This is a genomic window from Agrobacterium sp. 22-209-1, from assembly GCF_053522485.1.
This window is the reverse complement of record NZ_JBNWCH010000009.1, coordinates 127,137-142,345: the sequence shown is the minus strand read 5'-3', so window position 1 is coordinate 142,345 and position 15,209 is coordinate 127,137. Positions and strand designations below refer to the sequence as shown.

Genomic DNA, 15,209 nt, shown 5'->3' with positions numbered 1-15,209 from the left:
TCCTTCGTGACCTGATGGAATCCTGGCCTTTACAGGCAAAGCGTCGTTCCGGGGCGGGTCCATGGTTTCAAACGGGAAATTGGAGAACAAGCATGCTCGCGGCGAAAGAAAATGAAATCGACGTTGCCGACACGATTTATTCCTACCTGGCTGACCGTTTTCCCGCCTATGCCCCCTTTTCCGCCGATACGCTGCTTCTCGAAGGCGGCGCGATCGATTCGCTCGGCTTTCTCGAGTTGATGGTCTTCCTCGGCGAGAGTTTCGGCATCATTCTCGATGACGAGCATTTCCAGCCCGAAAATCTCGGCACGCCGGCCGATCTCGTCGCCTTCGTCCTCAGGGAACGGAGGAGATGACACCCCATTTCCTGCTGCACCACCTGCTTACCGCCCGCGCGGCAAGCGACGACCAGGCCCTCGTCCACAAGGACCGATCGCTGAATTATCGCGACTTTGCCACAGCGGCGGCCCGTTGCGCAGCGGCATTGCAGGAAGCCGGCGCGCAACGCGGTGACCGCGTCGTTATCTATCTGCCGCGCGGCATCGCGGAATGCTGGTCGATCTTCGGTGTGAGCATGGCGTCCGGCGTCTTCGTGCCGGTGAACGCGTTGCTGAAAGCGCAGCAGATTCGCCATATCGTCAAGGATTGCGGCGCAAAAATCGTCATCAGCGACGCCGCGATGATGGAAGAGCTGAAAGCGGCACTGGAAGACCTTCCCGAGGTCACGGTCCTGCTGGCGGAAGAGATTGAGGCACGCGCCGAAACACTCGCCCGCCCCTCAGCGGCAATCGGCGAAGACCTGGCCGCCATTCTTTATACATCCGGCTCCACCGGCTCGCCCAAGGGCGTGATGCTGTCACACCGCAATCTTCTGGCCGGCGCGCGCATCGTGCGCACCTATCTGGCAATCACCGGCAAGGACCGCATTTTGTCCCTTCTGCCCTTCAGCTTCGATTATGGCCTGAACCAGCTGCTCACGGCGGTGGAACAGGGCGCGGCCACGATCATCTCCACCTTCCGGCTGGGCGACGAGATTATCCGCGATCTGCGCGACCATGCCATCACGGGTCTCGCCGGCGTGCCGACGATCTGGGCGATCCTGACGAAAGCCGCCCCGTCGCTGACAAAGACGCCTCTGCCGCATCTGCGCTACATCACCAATTCCGGCGGACGCGTGCCGCAGGAAACCGTCAAGGCCTTGCGCGAGAAGTTGCCGGATACGAAAATCTACCTGATGTATGGCCTCACGGAAGCCTTCCGCTCCACCTTCCTGCCGCCCGATGAAATCGACCGCCGCCCAACTTCCATCGGCAAGGCCATTCCCGAATGTGAAATCTTCATCGTCACCGATAAGGGACAGAGGGCGAAGCCGGGTGAACCCGGCATTCTCGTGCATCGCGGCCCAACCGTCTCGCTGGGTTACTGGAACCGGCCGGAGGATACGGCAAAGGTGCTGCGCCCTCACCCCTTCATTCCGGCGGCGCTGGGCGGCGAGACCGTATGTTATTCCGGCGATCTGGCGGTGGAGGACGAGGACGGTTTCTTCAGCTTCGTCGCCCGCAACGATGCGATGATCAAATCGTCGGGCTATCGCATCAGCCCGACCGAGGTGGAGGAAAGCCTGATGTCGACGGGGCTTTTCCGTGAGGTCGCCGTCATCGGCCTGCCGGACCCCTTCGCCGGCGAAAAGGTCCATGCCGTGGCGACTGCCGCCAACCAGAATATCGACGTTTCGGCAGCGCTGAAGAAGGCCGCCGAAATGCTCGCCCCCTTCATGATCCCGCGCGCCATCGAACTGGTGGAACGACTGCCGGTCACGGCCAATGGCAAGGTGGATTACCGCGCGCTGGTGCGCGAACGGACGGACAATGGCGCCAACGGATAAACCCCAGACCCACGGCCCGACCTTTGCAGCCGCGTCATTCGACATAAGCGAGAACGATCTGATGATCGGCGGACTTCCCGTGCGCGATATTGTCGCCGGGACCGGAACGCCGTGCTTCCTTTATGACGCCGCCGCTATGCGCCGCGCCTATCGCGATCTCGAAACCGCGCTGGGCGGTTTTGCCGATATCTATTATTCGGTGAAGGCCAATCCCCTGCCCGCCATCGTCTCGCTTTTCCGGCAGGAAGGTGCGGGTGCGGAAATCGCTTCCGTCGGCGAATATCGCGCCGCCATTAAGGCTGGTGTCGCAGCGGAAAACATCATCTTCGCCGGCCCCGGCAAAGGCATGGCCGAACTGCGCGAAGTGATCGAGAGCGGTATCGGCGAAATCCACATCGAAAGCGCCGAGGAAATTGCCCGCATCGAGGCGATCGGCAGGCCGGTCAAGGCGTCGATCCGCATCAATCCGGTGCCGGATGCGCAGGCGGGCGCCATGCGCATGGGCGGCAAGGCCACCGCCTTCGGTTTCGACGAGGAAGAGCTGGAAAATGTCCTGCCGCTCTTCAAGGACGCCCGATATATCGATCTCGTCGGCGTCCATATTTACGGCGGCACGCAGATTCTCGATGCCGACATGCTTGTCTCCCAGTGGCGACACGGCATTTCCGTTGCCGCGCGCATGGCCGAGATGCTCGGCAAGCCGCTCGAAACCATCGATCTCGGCGGCGGTCTCGGCATCCCCTATTTTGCAGGCGAAACGCCGCTTGATCTCGCCAAGGTGGCCGCTTCCATTCCCGATCTCAAGGCGCTTCTTAACGAGCACCCGCTGATCGCCGAAGCCCATATCATCATCGAACCCGGCCGTTTCCTCGCCGGTTCCGGCGGCCTCTATGTGGCGGAGGTGAATTCGGTAAAGACCTCGCGCGGCACCACCTTCGTGGTGGTGGATGGCGGCATGCATCACCATCTCGCCGCCTCCGGCAATCTCGGCCAGATCGTCAAGCGCAACTATCCCATTGTCGCACCTGCCATGATGCAGGCGGAGCATGAGGAAACGGCAACCATAGTCGGCCCGCTCTGCACGCCGCTCGATACGCTTGCCCGCAATGCGGCCCTGCCGAAGCTGAAAGCCGGCGACCTCATCGCCATCCTGCAATCGGGCGCCTATGGCGCCAGCGCCAGCCCCGTGGGCTTTCTCAGCCACCCGGCGGCGAAGGAAGTGCTGGTTGAGGATGGGACGTTTGAGGTGATCGGGCGCTGACGACGTTTGGTAGCGAAAACCGTAACCGGCTTTCCTAAGGGCACACATTTGGCTGCTTAGCCCGCAGCAACCTGTCCCCCACCGCGAATTTCGATTTCAGCAGACACTCGTCATACTCTGCCTCACCTACGGAATCGAACACGATGCCGCCGCCGACATTGAAGACCGCACGGCCGTCGTCAAACAGGCTGAGCGTGCGGATCGCCACGGAGAACCGCATCTCACCATCTGGAGACATGAAGCCAATTGCGCCGCAATAGGCGTCGCGCGGGGTCGCCTCCAGCTCGCGCAGGATTTTCATCGCCCACATTTTCGGTGCGCCGGTAACGGAGCCGCAGGGAAACAGGGCGGCGAAGATATCTTCCACCGTCACATCGGGCAAAAGCTTCGCCCTGACATGGCTGACCATCTGGTGCACGGTCGGATAGGTCTCGATATCGAACAGCCGCGGCACATCAAGGCTGCCAACCTCGGTAATGCGGGAAATATCGTTGCGCAGCAGATCGACAATCATGCGGTTTTCGGCGAGTGTTTTTTCGTCGCCAAGCATCGCCGCGATGATCGCCCGGTCCGCTTCCGCATCCGCCCCGCGCGGCGTGGTTCCCTTCATCGGGTGGGTTTCGATGAAACCTTCCGCATCGACCGAGAAGAACAGTTCCGGAGACCGCGACAGGATGACCGGGCCGCCGAGATCGACCAGCGCGCCATATTTCACCGGCTGCCGTTCGATCAACGACCAGAAGGCCGTCAGCGGATCGCCGCTCCAGCGGGCGTGAACGGGCATGGTCAGATTGCCCTGGTAACAATCACCGCGGCGCAGATGCTCATGCAGCTTCTCGAAACGCTGCCGATATTCGGGAAGCGTCCAGGCCGCTACCGGTTCGGTCAGAAAGGCGTCCGCATCTGGCACCGCGTCGGGTCGCGCAAAGCGGCCTTCATCCGGCTGCGAGCCGGAGAAGACGCCGAAGTTCAGAAACGGCACGTTGCGGGGCTCGGCGGCAAAAGACGCAAGCTTCGGCTCGAACAGGAAACCAGCCTCGTAGGACATATAGCCGGCAAGGTATTTCCCGGCGCGCCGCAACGCCTCCATGCGCTCCAGCGCGGCAAAAAACGCCGCCGGTTCATCCGCGACGATGATCTCTTCCGGCTCGGTGAAGGCTGTCACCGTGCCGGTCGTATCATCCCGGAAAAGAACGTAAGGCGCGTGTGCCAAGGAAAAATCCGTAGAATGAAGGTTTGGGGCGTTCAAAGCGGTGGATGGAAACCTCTCCTCCGTCATCCTCGGTCCCCGGATCAAGCCCGAGGATGACGTCGAGTGTCGGGGAGGCTCTGCAACCTAAACCGGGTCTATGTCGCCCCGCGCCCACATTTCGATGGTTTCCGCATAAAAATCGGCGAAACGGCCTTCCTCGATCGACTTGCGGATACCCTGCATCAGCTCCTGATAATAGGCAAGATTGTGCCAGGAGAGCAGCATGCCGCCCAGCGCCTCGTTGGAGCGCGTGAGGTGATGCAGATAGGCGCGGGAATAGTCACGCGAGGCCGGGCAGTTGGACTGCTCGTCCAGCGGGCGCATATCTTCGGCGTGGCGGGCATTGCGGATGTTAACCCTGCCACGGCGGGTAAAGGCGAGACCATGACGGCCGGAGCGGGTCGGCATCACGCAGTCGAACATGTCGATGCCGCGCGCGACGGACTTGAGAATATCGTCAGGCGTGCCGACACCCATCAGGTAACGCGGCTTTTCGGTGGGCAGCACCGGCAGGGTGATATCGAGCATGCCGAGCATCACATCCTGCGGCTCGCCGACGGCAAGGCCACCGACGGCGTAACCCTTGAGATCGAGCTGCTTCAGTCCCTCTGCGGAACGAATGCGCAGGTCCGGCTGGTCGCCGCCCTGCACGATGCCGAACATGGCCTTGCCGGGCTGCTCGCCAAAGGCGACGCGGCAGCGTTCCGCCCAACGCAGCGACATTTCCATGGCGCGCTCGATTTCCTTGCGTTCGGCGGGCAGCGCGATGCATTCGTCAAGCTGCATCTGAATGTCGGAATCGAGCATGCCCTGAATTTCGATGGAGCGTTCCGGCGACATGTGGTGCAGCGAACCGTCAACATGGCTCTTGAAAGTCACGCCCTGCTCGTCCAGCTTTCGCAAGCCGGAAAGCGACATCACCTGAAAACCGCCGCTATCGGTGAGGATCGGATGCGGCCAGCGGATCAGCTCATGCAGGCCGCCGAGGCGGGCCACACGCTCAGGACCCGGCCGCAGCATCAGGTGATAGGTATTGCCGAGAATGATATCGGCCCCCAGCTCCCGCACCTGATCGAGATACATGGCCTTGACGGTGCCGACCGTGCCAACCGGCATGAAGGCGGGCGTGCGGATGACGCCGCGCGGCATGGCGACTTCGCCGAGGCGCGCGCCGCCGCTCGTGGCTTTCAGGGTGAAAGTGAATTTGTCGTGCATCAGTTTTTCCGGAACAACAGGCTGGAATCGCCATAGGAATAGAAGCGGTATCCGGTTTCGATCGCGTGCTTATATGCGTCACGCATCGTTTCGAGACCGCAGAAAGCCGAAACGAGCATGAACAGCGTCGATTTCGGCAGGTGGAAATTGGTCATGAGCATATCGACCGCGCGGAAGCGGTATCCCGGCGTGATGAAGATGCCGGTAGCATTGGACCATGGGTGGATGGCGCCATCTTCCGTCGCCGCACTTTCGATCAGCCTCAGCGAGGTGGTGCCGACGCAGACGATACGCCCGCCGCGCGCCTTCACCGCATTCAGCCGGTCAGCGGTTTCCTGCGAGACGTGGCCGATCTCGAAATGCATCTTGTGGTCATCGGTATCGTCGGCCTTGACCGGCAGGAAGGTGCCTGCCCCCACGTGAAGCGTCACGAAATGCCGCTCAATACCGGCCTTGTCGAGCGCCGCAAACAGCTCGGGCGTGAAATGCAGGCCGGCGGTGGGGGCGGCAACGGCGCCCTTCTCGCGGGCGTAGATGGTTTGGTAGTCCGTCTGGTCCTGCGCATCTTCCGGTCGCTTGGCGGCGATGTAAGGCGGCAGCGGAATATGGCCGACGGAGGCTATCGCCTCATCCAGCACCGGGCCGGAGACGTCGAACAGCAGCGTGATTTCGCCGTCCTCGCCCTTTTCCTCGACGGTGGCTTCCAGATGGGCAAGGCCGCAAGCATTGTCGCGCTCGTAACCAAACCGGATGCGGTCGCCTTCCTTGATGCGCTTGCCGGGACGCGCGAAGGCCTTCCAGCGCGATTGATCGGCGCGCATGTGCAGCGTGGCCGAAACCGCCGTCTCCGGCGCGCCTTCGCGCAGGCGCACGCCTTCCAGCTGGGCAGGAATGACGCGGGTGTCGTTGAAGACAAGCGCATCGCCGGGTCGCAGGAAGGACGGAAGGTCGAAGACGCGATGGTCTTCCATGCGATTTTCATTCGGATCGACCACCAGCAGGCGCGCACTGTCGCGCGGGTTTGCCGGGCGAAGGGCGATATTCTCCTCGGGCAGATCGAAATCGAACAGGTCTACGCGCATTGCAGGGGCTCTCGAAAATATCAAAACCCGCCCTGCATTGCGTGGGGCGGGTGGAAGGTGATGACAAGCGTGCCTCTACACTCGACGTCATCCTCGGGCTTGTCCCGAGGATCTAACCACGTTGACGTTGTGGATCGTTAGATCCTCGGGACAAGCCCGAGGATGACGTCTGAATGGTTGGCACCCTTGTCATCAATGTGAAACGCCCCGCAGTTTCCTGCGGAGCGGGTAAACGCTTTATACGTTACACTCAAGCCGCAGAAGCGAGCTTCATCGAAACGATCGAATCGGGATCCTTCACCGGCTCGCCACGCTTGACCTTGTCGATGGCTTCCATGCCTTCGATGACCTGGCCCCAGACGGTGTACTGCTTGTTGAGCCACGGGGAATCGGTAAAGCAGATGAAGAACTGCGAGTTGGCGGAGTTCGGGCTCTGCGAACGGGCCATGGAGCAGGTGCCGCGCACATGCGGAATGGCGGAGAATTCTGCCTTCAGGTCTTCCTTGTCGGAACCGCCCATGCCGGCGCGGGCCGGGTTGAAGCTTTCGGAACCCTTCTTGCCGAACTTCACGTCACCCGTCTGGGCCATGAAGTCTTCGATGACGCGGTGGAAAACGACGCCGTCATAGGCGCCTTCCGATACCAGTTCCTTGATGCGGGCGACGTGGCCCGGCGCAACTTCAGGCAGCAGCTGGATCACGACCTTGCCGGTCGTGGTTTCCATGATGATGGTGTTTTCCGGATCCTTGATCTCGGCCATGTTATTCTCCTCTGTTCGGGCTCTATTGCCCTACCTTACTTCTTGCCGACGGTGACCTTGATCATCCGGTCGGGGTTGGAAACTTCGCCGTTGCCGCCCTGCCCGCGCTTGATCTTGTCCACGGCTTCCATGCCGGACACGACCTTGCCGACCACGGTATATTGACCGTTCAGGAACGGGCCGTCGGCAAACATGATGAAGAACTGCGAATTGGCGGAGTTCGGATCCTGCGAGCGGGCCATGCCGACCACGCCGCGCGTGAACGGAACCTTGGAGAATTCGGCCGGAATATCCGGCAGGTCGGAACCGCCCGTACCCGCGCGCTGGGCGCTGAAGCCCTTCTCCATGTTGCCATACTGCACGTCGCCGGTCTGCGCCATGAAACCGTCGATGACGCGGTGGAAGGCGACATTGTCATAAGCGCCCTTCTTGGCCAGCGCCTCGATCTGCGCCACGTGCTTGGGCGCGACATCCGGCATCAGTTCGATGACAACGGGGCCGTCCTTCAACTGCACGGTCAGGAGTTCGGCGGCGGAAGCGAAGGTGCTGGCGGCGAGAGCGCCTGCAAATATGGCGCCGGCAAAGGCAAATCGAACGAGTTTCATCGGATTGGCTCCAGAATGTGAGGCTGAAGTCAGCGCTTCAGCTTGGCGTTGAGGGCTTCAAGCACGGCTTTCGGCACGAAAGCCTCGACATTGCCGCCCATGGCGGCGATTTGCCGGACCAATGTGGCTGTAATGGGTCGCGACGATGTGCCGGCGGGCAGGAATACGGTCTGGATATCCGGCGCCATCTGGCGGTTCATGCCGGCCATCTGCATTTCATAATCGAGATCGGTGCCGTCGCGCAGGCCGCGCAGCAGAAGGCGTGCGCCGTGCTTTCGGGCGGCATCGACGACCAGATTATCGAAGGAGACGACTTCCATGCGCGCCGCTTCACCCGGCAGATGTTCGGCAAGCGCCTGCTTTATCAGCCCTGCCCGTTCCTCGAAGCTGAACAGCGGCGCCTTTCCGGGATGAATGCCGACGGCCACGATGACTTTCGACGCCACGTTCAGCGCCTGGAGAAGCACATCCAGATGTCCGTTGGTCATCGGATCGAAGGATCCTGGATAAAAGGCAATCGTCATATCGCTCTCAGGTGGTGGGCGCGTCTCGACGCTTCGACATATGTGCCGCCTTTTGTCATGGAGAGGCACGCCGCGCAAGACTTTATAACTATCCCTCACACGCACGGCTGTGGCGTGAACCCCGGATGAATGGGCCGTTCAGTGCTGTTTCACAGCTATTTTGTTTAAATGCACAGCATCGGGAAACCGAAACGCCCCTCACCCGTTAATCACCCGGAGAATTGAAAATGCTGGCCTTCATGATCGTCCTTTCGGTCATCGCATCATTCGCAGCCGAGTATGTTTTTTTCGAATGACGCCCTTCGCCAGATTCCTGAACGCCAGATGAACGAGCCATTCAAGGAAGTTTCACCGGGGCGATGCTAATCGATTTTTACGGTTAACGCGGAACATGTTGAAACATGGTGCGTTAAGACAGAACCAAAGGAACGGACAGATGTTTGTAAGAGAAAAACAGTCTACTTCGGCGAAAATCAGCGTCATCAGCACCGCCTGGACAGTACTGGTTATCGCAATGGTAGCAACGACGTTTAGCCTTTATGAGCACAAGTCTGAAACGCAGGGACCGGACTACCCGCAGCTGACCGCCCGCTACCAGTATATGAATTATTACTGAGTAACGGAGAGAATTTTCTCAAATCTCCCGGAGACGATATCATGTTTACAGTTCTGACGATGCTTCTGGCCCTGATCAGCGTAATGTTCGTGACGTCGATGATCTCCGTGGTCGCCGAGATGCGACGCGAGGATGAGGAATTCAAGGCGACGATCCGCCGAAACCGCGCCTTCTGAGCGCGGCAGACCGGCCTCAGCGCTTTTTAAAATGATTCTTCGTAACCGCCTGGACCCTCCGGGCGGTTTTATTTTGCCGCCTTACGGGGCGATACGGAGAAGATGACGGCGGAAAAACCGGCCTCCAATCACATAAGCGTTTTCAAAACCCCGTTTTTCCAAGGCAAATTCCCTTCAATTTCCCTTTGGATTGATTTAAGGAACGCCGATACGTTGCGGGCCGGAAGGCTGGCGACCGCAATGACGTTCCTGTGAGGTTTGCATAACGATGCTCGATTCCCTGAGAAATGCTTCTCGAACCATGGCAGCCAAGCTGCTGCTTCTCCTGCTTGTTGTTTCGTTCGGCGTCTGGGGCGTTTCCGCATCGCTTGTCACCTCCAATTCCCATGCCGTCATGACGGTGGGTGACCAGACGGTGAGCCCGCAGGAATTCCGCCTTGCCTATCAGCGCCAGATTTCCGATCTCAGCCGTCAATTCGGAACAAGGCTGACGACCGAGCAGGCCAAGGCCTTCGGCATTGATCGTCAGGTCTTCAGCCAGCTTGCGGCGGGCGCAGCACTTGACGAACTGGCATCAAAAATGAATCTCGGCCTTTCGGAAGACCGCCTCGCCAACCTGATCGCCGAAGACCCGGCCTTCAAGTCGGTCAACGGCCAGTTCGATCGCAATCTCTTCAGCGAACGCCTGCGCAATTCGGGGTTCCGCGAGGATGACTATATCAAGGAACGCAGCAAGGTCGCCGTCCGAAGCCAGATCGTCGAAGCCGTGTCGGACGGTTTTACCGCACCGCAGGTGCTGGTGGATGCGTTGAAACAATATCGCAACGAGCAGCGCGCCGTCGATTACGTCATTCTTTCGAACGCCGTCATTCCACCGGTCAAGGCACCGGGCGACGACGTGCTTGCCCCCTGGTTCGAAACCAACAAGGCGAAATATCGCGCACCGGAATTCCGCAAGTTCACCTATGTGAAGCTGGAACCGTCCGACATCGCCGAGCCGGCCTCGGTAACGGACGCGCAGATTGCCGACTATTATAACAGCCACAAGGACAGCTTCCGCACCGCCGGCCGTCGCACCGTCGAGCAGCTGACCTTCCCGGAAAAGGAAATGGCAGCCGCTGCCGCCGAGCAGATCAGGCTTGGCAACACCACCTATGACCAGGTGGTGAAGGATCAGGGCAAGACCGCGTCCGACGTCACGCTCGGCGAATTCACCAAGGACACAATTCCCGACCAGTCGATTGCCGACGCCGCTTTCGCCATCCAGAAGGATGGCGGCGTATCTCCGGTGGTCGACGGCTCTTTCGGCCCGGTCATCCTGCGCGTCACCGGCATCAAGCCGGAAACGACCCGCACACTGGAAGAGGCGAAGGAAGATATCCGCAAGGATCTCGCCACGGCCGCCGCCGCCGAAGAAATCACCAATGTTCACGACCGGTATGAAGACCTGCGCGCCGGCGGTTCTTCGCTCGCCGACGCTGCCCAGCAGCTGAACCTGAAACCCGTCACCGTCGCCGCCATCGACGCGTCCGGCCTCGATGAAAAGGGTGATAAGGTTGAGGGCCTTCCCTCCCCGCAGCTGGCGCAGGAGGTCTTCAAGACCGAACCCGGGACGGAAGCGCTGCCGATAAATCTCGGCCGTGAAGGCTACATCTGGTTCGATGTCGACCAGATCATCCCCGCCCGCGACCGCACGCTTGCCGAAGTCCGCGACGATGTCGTGGCCGACTGGACGGCGGAGCAGCAGCGCAACGCGCTTGCCGCCAAAGCCGAAGAACTGAAAACGCGCGTCGAAAAGGGCGAAACGCTGGAAGCAGTAGCGGGTGAGTTGAGCCTCGCGGTCGAACAGAAGTCCGGCCTGCGCCGCAACAGCGAAGACGCTATTTTCGGCCAGCAGACGATCGCGGCGGTCTTCTCCGGCGCAGAGGGCAAGGTGGGCGAGGCGGCTGATGCCGACGGTTCCAGCCGTATCCTCTTCAAGGTCACCTCGGTCGACACCAATGCGCCTGCCGATGCGCTCGCCAATGACGACCAGCAGTTCGCCGCCATTGCCCGCGCGGCCGGCGACGACATGCTGGACCAGATGGTCAACCGCCTGCAGAATGACTATGGTGTGACGATCAATCAGGCCCTCGCCGATCAGGCGATGGTCGGTTTCTAACCGGGGGGCGACAAGATGGCCGAACTGAAGCCGCTGATCGCCAGGGTCGCGAACGGAGAAAGCCTGAACCGCGAGGATGCGCGCACTGCTTTCGACATTCTGATGTCGGGCGAAGCCACCCCGTCGCAGATCGGCGGTTTCCTGATGGCGCTGCGCGTGCGTGGCGAAACGGTAGACGAAATAGTCGGCGCCGTTTCTTCCATGCGTGCCCGTATGCTGCCGGTTTCGGCCCCCGCCAATGCCATCGATATCGTCGGAACCGGCGGTGATGGCATCGGCACCTACAACATCTCGACGCTGGCCTCGATCATCACCGCCGGCACGGGGCTGCCGGTCGCCAAACACGGCAACCGGGCGCTGAGCTCCAAGTCAGGCACGGCAGATGCCCTCTCGGCACTCGGCGTGAAGCTCGATATCGGTCCCGATCTCATCGCCCGCTGCATCGCGGAGGCTGGCCTCGGTTTCATGTTCGCGCAGCTTCACCACTCGGCCATGCGCCATGTAGGCCCGAGCCGGGTCGAACTCGGCACCCGCACCATTTTCAACCTGCTCGGCCCCCTCTCCAACCCCGCCGGTGCAAAACGTCAGCTGCTTGGCGTTTTCTCGCCGCGCTGGCTGGTGCCGCTCGCCGAAGTGCTGCGCGATCTGGGGTCGGAGAGCATCTGGGTCGTGCATGGCGACGGCATGGACGAGGTGACGACGACGGGCGTTACCCACGTCGCGGCGCTGGAAGACGGCAAGATCCGCACTTTCGATCTGACGCCGAGGGATTTCGGTGTCGAGCCCGCTTCCATGGAAGACCTGAAGGGCGGCGATGGCATTGCCAATGCGGCAGCGCTGCGCGAGGTTCTGTCCGGCAAGCGCAACGCCTATCGTGACGTGTCGCTGTGCAACGCGGCCGCAGCGCTGGTCATTGCCGGCAAGGCGGAAACGCTTACCGACGCGATGACGATTGCAAGCGATGCGCTCGATAGCGGCAAGGCCGCTGCCGCGCTCGACCGATTGGTCGCCGTATCCAACGAAGCCAATTCAGGGCAGGAATGAGAGCGAGATCATGAGCGACATCCTGAAAAAGATCGAGGCTTACAAGCTCGAGGAAATCGCCGCCGCCAAGGCCAAGGTTTCGCTGGCCGATCTGAAGGCCATGGCTGCGGACCAGAGTGCACCGCGCGGTTTCTATAAGGCGCTGCGGGCGAAACAGACCGAAGGCAAGTTCGGGCTTATCGCCGAAATCAAGAAGGCCAGCCCCTCGAAAGGCCTCATCCGACCGGATTTCGATCCGCCGGCGCTGGCCGCCGCCTATGAAGCCGGTGGCGCTGCCTGTCTTTCGGTGCTGACGGATAGGCCAAGCTTTCAGGGCGCGCCGGAATTTCTGACCGCCGCCCGCAATGCCTGCGCCCTGCCGGCGCTGCGCAAGGATTTCATGTTCGACACCTATCAGGTGCATGAGGCCCGTGCCTGGGGTGCGGACTGCATTCTCCTGATCATGGCATCGCTGTCGGACGACGATGCGAAGCGCCTCGAAGACGAGGCTTTCGCGCTCGGCATGGATGTGCTGATCGAAGTGCACGATGAAGAGGAAACCGAGCGCGCGCTGAAGCTCGCCTCCCCGCTTCTCGGCATCAACAACCGCAACCTGCGCACCTTTGACGTCAGCCTCGAAACCAGCGAGAAACTCGCAGGCCTCGTGCCGTCTGACAAGCTGCTGGTGGGCGAAAGCGGCATCTTCACCTTCGAGGACTGCAAGCGTCTCGAGAAAAGCGGCATCAGCACCTTCCTCGTCGGCGAAAGCCTGATGCGCAAGGACGATGTGACAGCGGCGACCAGGGCGCTGCTGACCGGCCAGTCCGGCATTCTGGCCGCGGAATAATGCGCCAATGAGCGATGGCCAGAAGCTCACCCATATCGATGCGAGCGGCGAAGCACATATGGTCGATGTCGGCGACAAGGCGGAAACCCTCCGTGTCGCCGTCGCCGAAGGTTTCGTGAAGATGAAGCCGGAAACGCTGGCGCTCATCCGCGAAGGCAACGCCAAGAAGGGCGATGTCATCGGCACAGCACGCCTCGCCGGCATCATGGCCGCCAAGCAGACGGCAAACCTCATCCCGCTCTGCCATCCGCTGATGCTGACCAAGGTGGCGGTGGACATTGCCGAAGACGCCGCCCTGCCCGGCCTGCGGGTCGAAGCGCTGGTGAAACTGTCCGGCAAGACCGGCGTGGAGATGGAAGCGCTGACCGCCGTCTCCATCGCCTGCCTGACAATCTATGACATGGCGAAAGCCGCCGACAAGGCGATGGAAATCGTCAATATCCGCCTGCTCGAAAAGAGCGGCGGTAAATCCGGCGATTTCCGGCGACAGGAGAATTGAATGAAACCGCTGCTGCCCGTGGATGAAGCCATAAGGCGCCTTCTGGAAGCGGCGGTTCCTGTAGCGGAAAGCGAGACCCTACCGCTTGCCGAATGTGATGGCCGGGTTCTTTCGACCGATCTGACGGCGCGCCTCACCCAGCCGCCCTTCGACGCCTCTGCCATGGACGGCTACGCGCTGCGCAGCGCCGATGCGGCCGATATCGGCTCGGTGCTGACCGTCATCGGTCAGGCCGCCGCCGGCCATGCCTTTACCGGCACGGTAGGTGAAGGCCAGGCCGTTCGCATCTTCACCGGCGCGCCCGTGCCTCAGGGTGCGGATACCATTCTCATTCAGGAAGATGCCGAAGTGCTGGAGGGCGGAAAAATCCGCACCGCCTTCGACGTCACCGCCGGGCGACATATCCGCCCGCGCGGACAGGATTTTACCGAAGGCGAAGCGGCCCTGAAGACCGGTCGGGAACTCGGCTTCACCGACCTGACGCTGGCGGCCGCGATGAACCATGCCGCTCTCACCGTCTATCGCAGGCCCCGCATCGCCATCCTCGCCACCGGCGACGAGTTGCTGCCGCCGGGAAGCGCGCCACAGCCCGCGCAGATCATCGCCTCCACCACCTTCGGCGTCGCAGCCCTTGCCCGGCAGGCCGGGGCCGAGGTTATCGATCTCGGCATCGTCGCCGATAATGACAGGCTGATCCGCGCCGCCATCGGCAAGGCCGTCGCAGCGAATGTCGATGTGCTGGTGACGCTCGGCGGCGCTTCCGTCGGCGACCATGACCTCGTGCAGGCAGCCTTGAAGGCGGAAGGCATGCAGCTCGATTTCTGGCGCATCGCCATGCGTCCGGGAAAACCGCTAATGGTCGGCGCCATCGGCTCCATGCAGGTTCTGGGCCTGCCTGGAAACCCGGTTGCCAGCCTTGTCTGCGGCCTGCTGTTCCTAGAACCGCTGATCCGCAGCATCGCCCGCCGCGCACCCCGGCAACGAGCGGCGACCGCCCGCACCGCCACACCGCTGAAAGCGAATGATCATCGGCAGGATTATCTGCGCGCCCGTTTCAGCACCGACGAAAACGGCCTGCTGGTGGCGGAAGCCCATACGAAGCAAGACTCATCGATGATGAAGATATTGGCCCATTCCGACGGGCTGCTCGTGCGCCCGCCAAATGCGCCAGCGGCGGCGGCTGGGACAGAATGCCCGGTCATCCGGTTGAAATCCTGACGCACGGTCTATACGGGCGGATTACGGCCGGCCGCATAACTGGCCTTTTCCTGAACCTTGCCGAATGATTGCCGCGCCGTCCCAA

16 protein-coding genes are annotated in these 15,209 nt (G+C 61.3%); 10 read left to right on the top strand and 6 right to left on the bottom strand.

What is annotated here, in order from left to right:
- Positions 1-92 precede the first annotated feature (92 nt).
- Genes ACQZ48_RS18845 through ACQZ48_RS18835 form a run of 3 tightly spaced genes read left to right on the top strand, consistent with a single transcriptional unit; the run spans position 93 to position 3,146 of the window.
- Positions 93-356: an acyl carrier protein gene (locus tag ACQZ48_RS18845; RefSeq protein ID WP_077982183.1), complete on the top strand. Its 264-nt coding sequence runs from the start codon at positions 93-95 to the stop codon at positions 354-356.
- On the top strand, positions 353-1,885 hold the full coding sequence (locus ACQZ48_RS18840; RefSeq protein ID WP_077982182.1) for an AMP-binding protein: 1,533 nt from the start codon (positions 353-355) through the stop codon (positions 1,883-1,885). Before ACQZ48_RS18845 ends, ACQZ48_RS18840 begins: the two co-directional genes overlap by 4 nt.
- Positions 1,869-3,146 carry a type III PLP-dependent enzyme gene (locus tag ACQZ48_RS18835; RefSeq protein ID WP_448729172.1) on the top strand — a complete coding sequence of 426 codons (1,278 nt, stop codon included), beginning with the start codon at positions 1,869-1,871 and terminating at the stop codon, positions 3,144-3,146. Before ACQZ48_RS18840 ends, ACQZ48_RS18835 begins: the two co-directional genes overlap by 17 nt.
- A gap of 34 nt (positions 3,147-3,180) precedes the next feature.
- Here ACQZ48_RS18835 and ACQZ48_RS18830 read toward each other — a convergent pair whose 3' ends face one another.
- The 6 genes from ACQZ48_RS18830 to coaD form a co-directional block, all read right to left on the bottom strand.
- Complete coding sequence (locus ACQZ48_RS18830; protein WP_448729171.1) at positions 3,181-4,359, bottom strand: aminodeoxychorismate synthase component I; 1,179 nt, start codon at positions 4,357-4,359, stop codon at positions 3,181-3,183.
- Positions 4,360-4,482: 123 nt separating this feature from the next.
- The gene (tgt, locus tag ACQZ48_RS18825; RefSeq protein WP_065115820.1) at positions 4,483-5,613 is read right to left on the bottom strand and encodes a tRNA guanosine(34) transglycosylase Tgt; all 1,131 of its coding nucleotides are present in this window, start codon (positions 5,611-5,613) and stop codon (positions 4,483-4,485) included.
- Positions 5,613-6,695, bottom strand: coding sequence for a tRNA preQ1(34) S-adenosylmethionine ribosyltransferase-isomerase QueA (queA, locus tag ACQZ48_RS18820; RefSeq protein WP_077982179.1), 1,083 nt, complete (start codon positions 6,693-6,695; stop codon positions 5,613-5,615). Before queA ends, tgt begins: the two co-directional genes overlap by 1 nt.
- Positions 6,696-6,945: 250 nt before the next feature.
- On the bottom strand, positions 6,946-7,455 hold the full coding sequence (locus ACQZ48_RS18815; RefSeq protein ID WP_077982178.1) for a peptidylprolyl isomerase: 510 nt from the start codon (positions 7,453-7,455) through the stop codon (positions 6,946-6,948).
- Positions 7,456-7,490: 35 nt separating this feature from the next.
- Positions 7,491-8,060 (bottom strand): peptidylprolyl isomerase, encoded by a 570-nt coding sequence (locus ACQZ48_RS18810; RefSeq protein ID WP_191218233.1) that lies wholly within the window; start codon positions 8,058-8,060, stop codon positions 7,491-7,493.
- A 29-nt stretch (positions 8,061-8,089) separates the two neighbouring features.
- Positions 8,090-8,584 (bottom strand): pantetheine-phosphate adenylyltransferase, encoded by a 495-nt coding sequence (gene coaD / locus ACQZ48_RS18805; RefSeq protein ID WP_077982176.1) that lies wholly within the window; start codon positions 8,582-8,584, stop codon positions 8,090-8,092.
- A gap of 436 nt (positions 8,585-9,020) precedes the next feature.
- Between coaD and ACQZ48_RS18800 the strand changes: the two genes are divergently transcribed.
- From ACQZ48_RS18800 to ACQZ48_RS18770, 7 genes are all read left to right on the top strand, one after another.
- Entirely contained in the window at positions 9,021-9,200 is a 180-nt protein-coding gene (locus tag ACQZ48_RS18800; RefSeq protein WP_165691133.1) for a hypothetical protein, read from the top strand.
- A 41-nt stretch (positions 9,201-9,241) separates the two neighbouring features.
- Positions 9,242-9,376 (top strand): hypothetical protein, encoded by a 135-nt coding sequence (locus ACQZ48_RS18795; RefSeq protein WP_321186488.1) that lies wholly within the window; start codon positions 9,242-9,244, stop codon positions 9,374-9,376.
- A gap of 268 nt (positions 9,377-9,644) precedes the next feature.
- Positions 9,645-11,537 (top strand): peptidylprolyl isomerase, encoded by a 1,893-nt coding sequence (locus tag ACQZ48_RS18790; protein WP_137410468.1) that lies wholly within the window; start codon positions 9,645-9,647, stop codon positions 11,535-11,537.
- A 15-nt stretch (positions 11,538-11,552) separates the two neighbouring features.
- Complete coding sequence (gene trpD / locus ACQZ48_RS18785; protein WP_077982172.1) at positions 11,553-12,581, top strand: anthranilate phosphoribosyltransferase; 1,029 nt, start codon at positions 11,553-11,555, stop codon at positions 12,579-12,581.
- Between the two features lie 10 nt (positions 12,582-12,591).
- The gene (gene trpC, locus ACQZ48_RS18780; protein WP_448729170.1) at positions 12,592-13,407 is read left to right on the top strand and encodes an indole-3-glycerol phosphate synthase TrpC; all 816 of its coding nucleotides are present in this window, start codon (positions 12,592-12,594) and stop codon (positions 13,405-13,407) included.
- A gap of 7 nt (positions 13,408-13,414) precedes the next feature.
- Entirely contained in the window at positions 13,415-13,906 is a 492-nt protein-coding gene (gene moaC / locus ACQZ48_RS18775; RefSeq protein WP_137410469.1) for a cyclic pyranopterin monophosphate synthase MoaC, read from the top strand.
- Entirely contained in the window at positions 13,907-15,124 is a 1,218-nt protein-coding gene (locus ACQZ48_RS18770; protein ID WP_448729169.1) for a molybdopterin molybdotransferase MoeA, read from the top strand. It begins immediately after the preceding gene.
- The last annotated feature ends 85 nt before the right edge of the window (positions 15,125-15,209 follow it).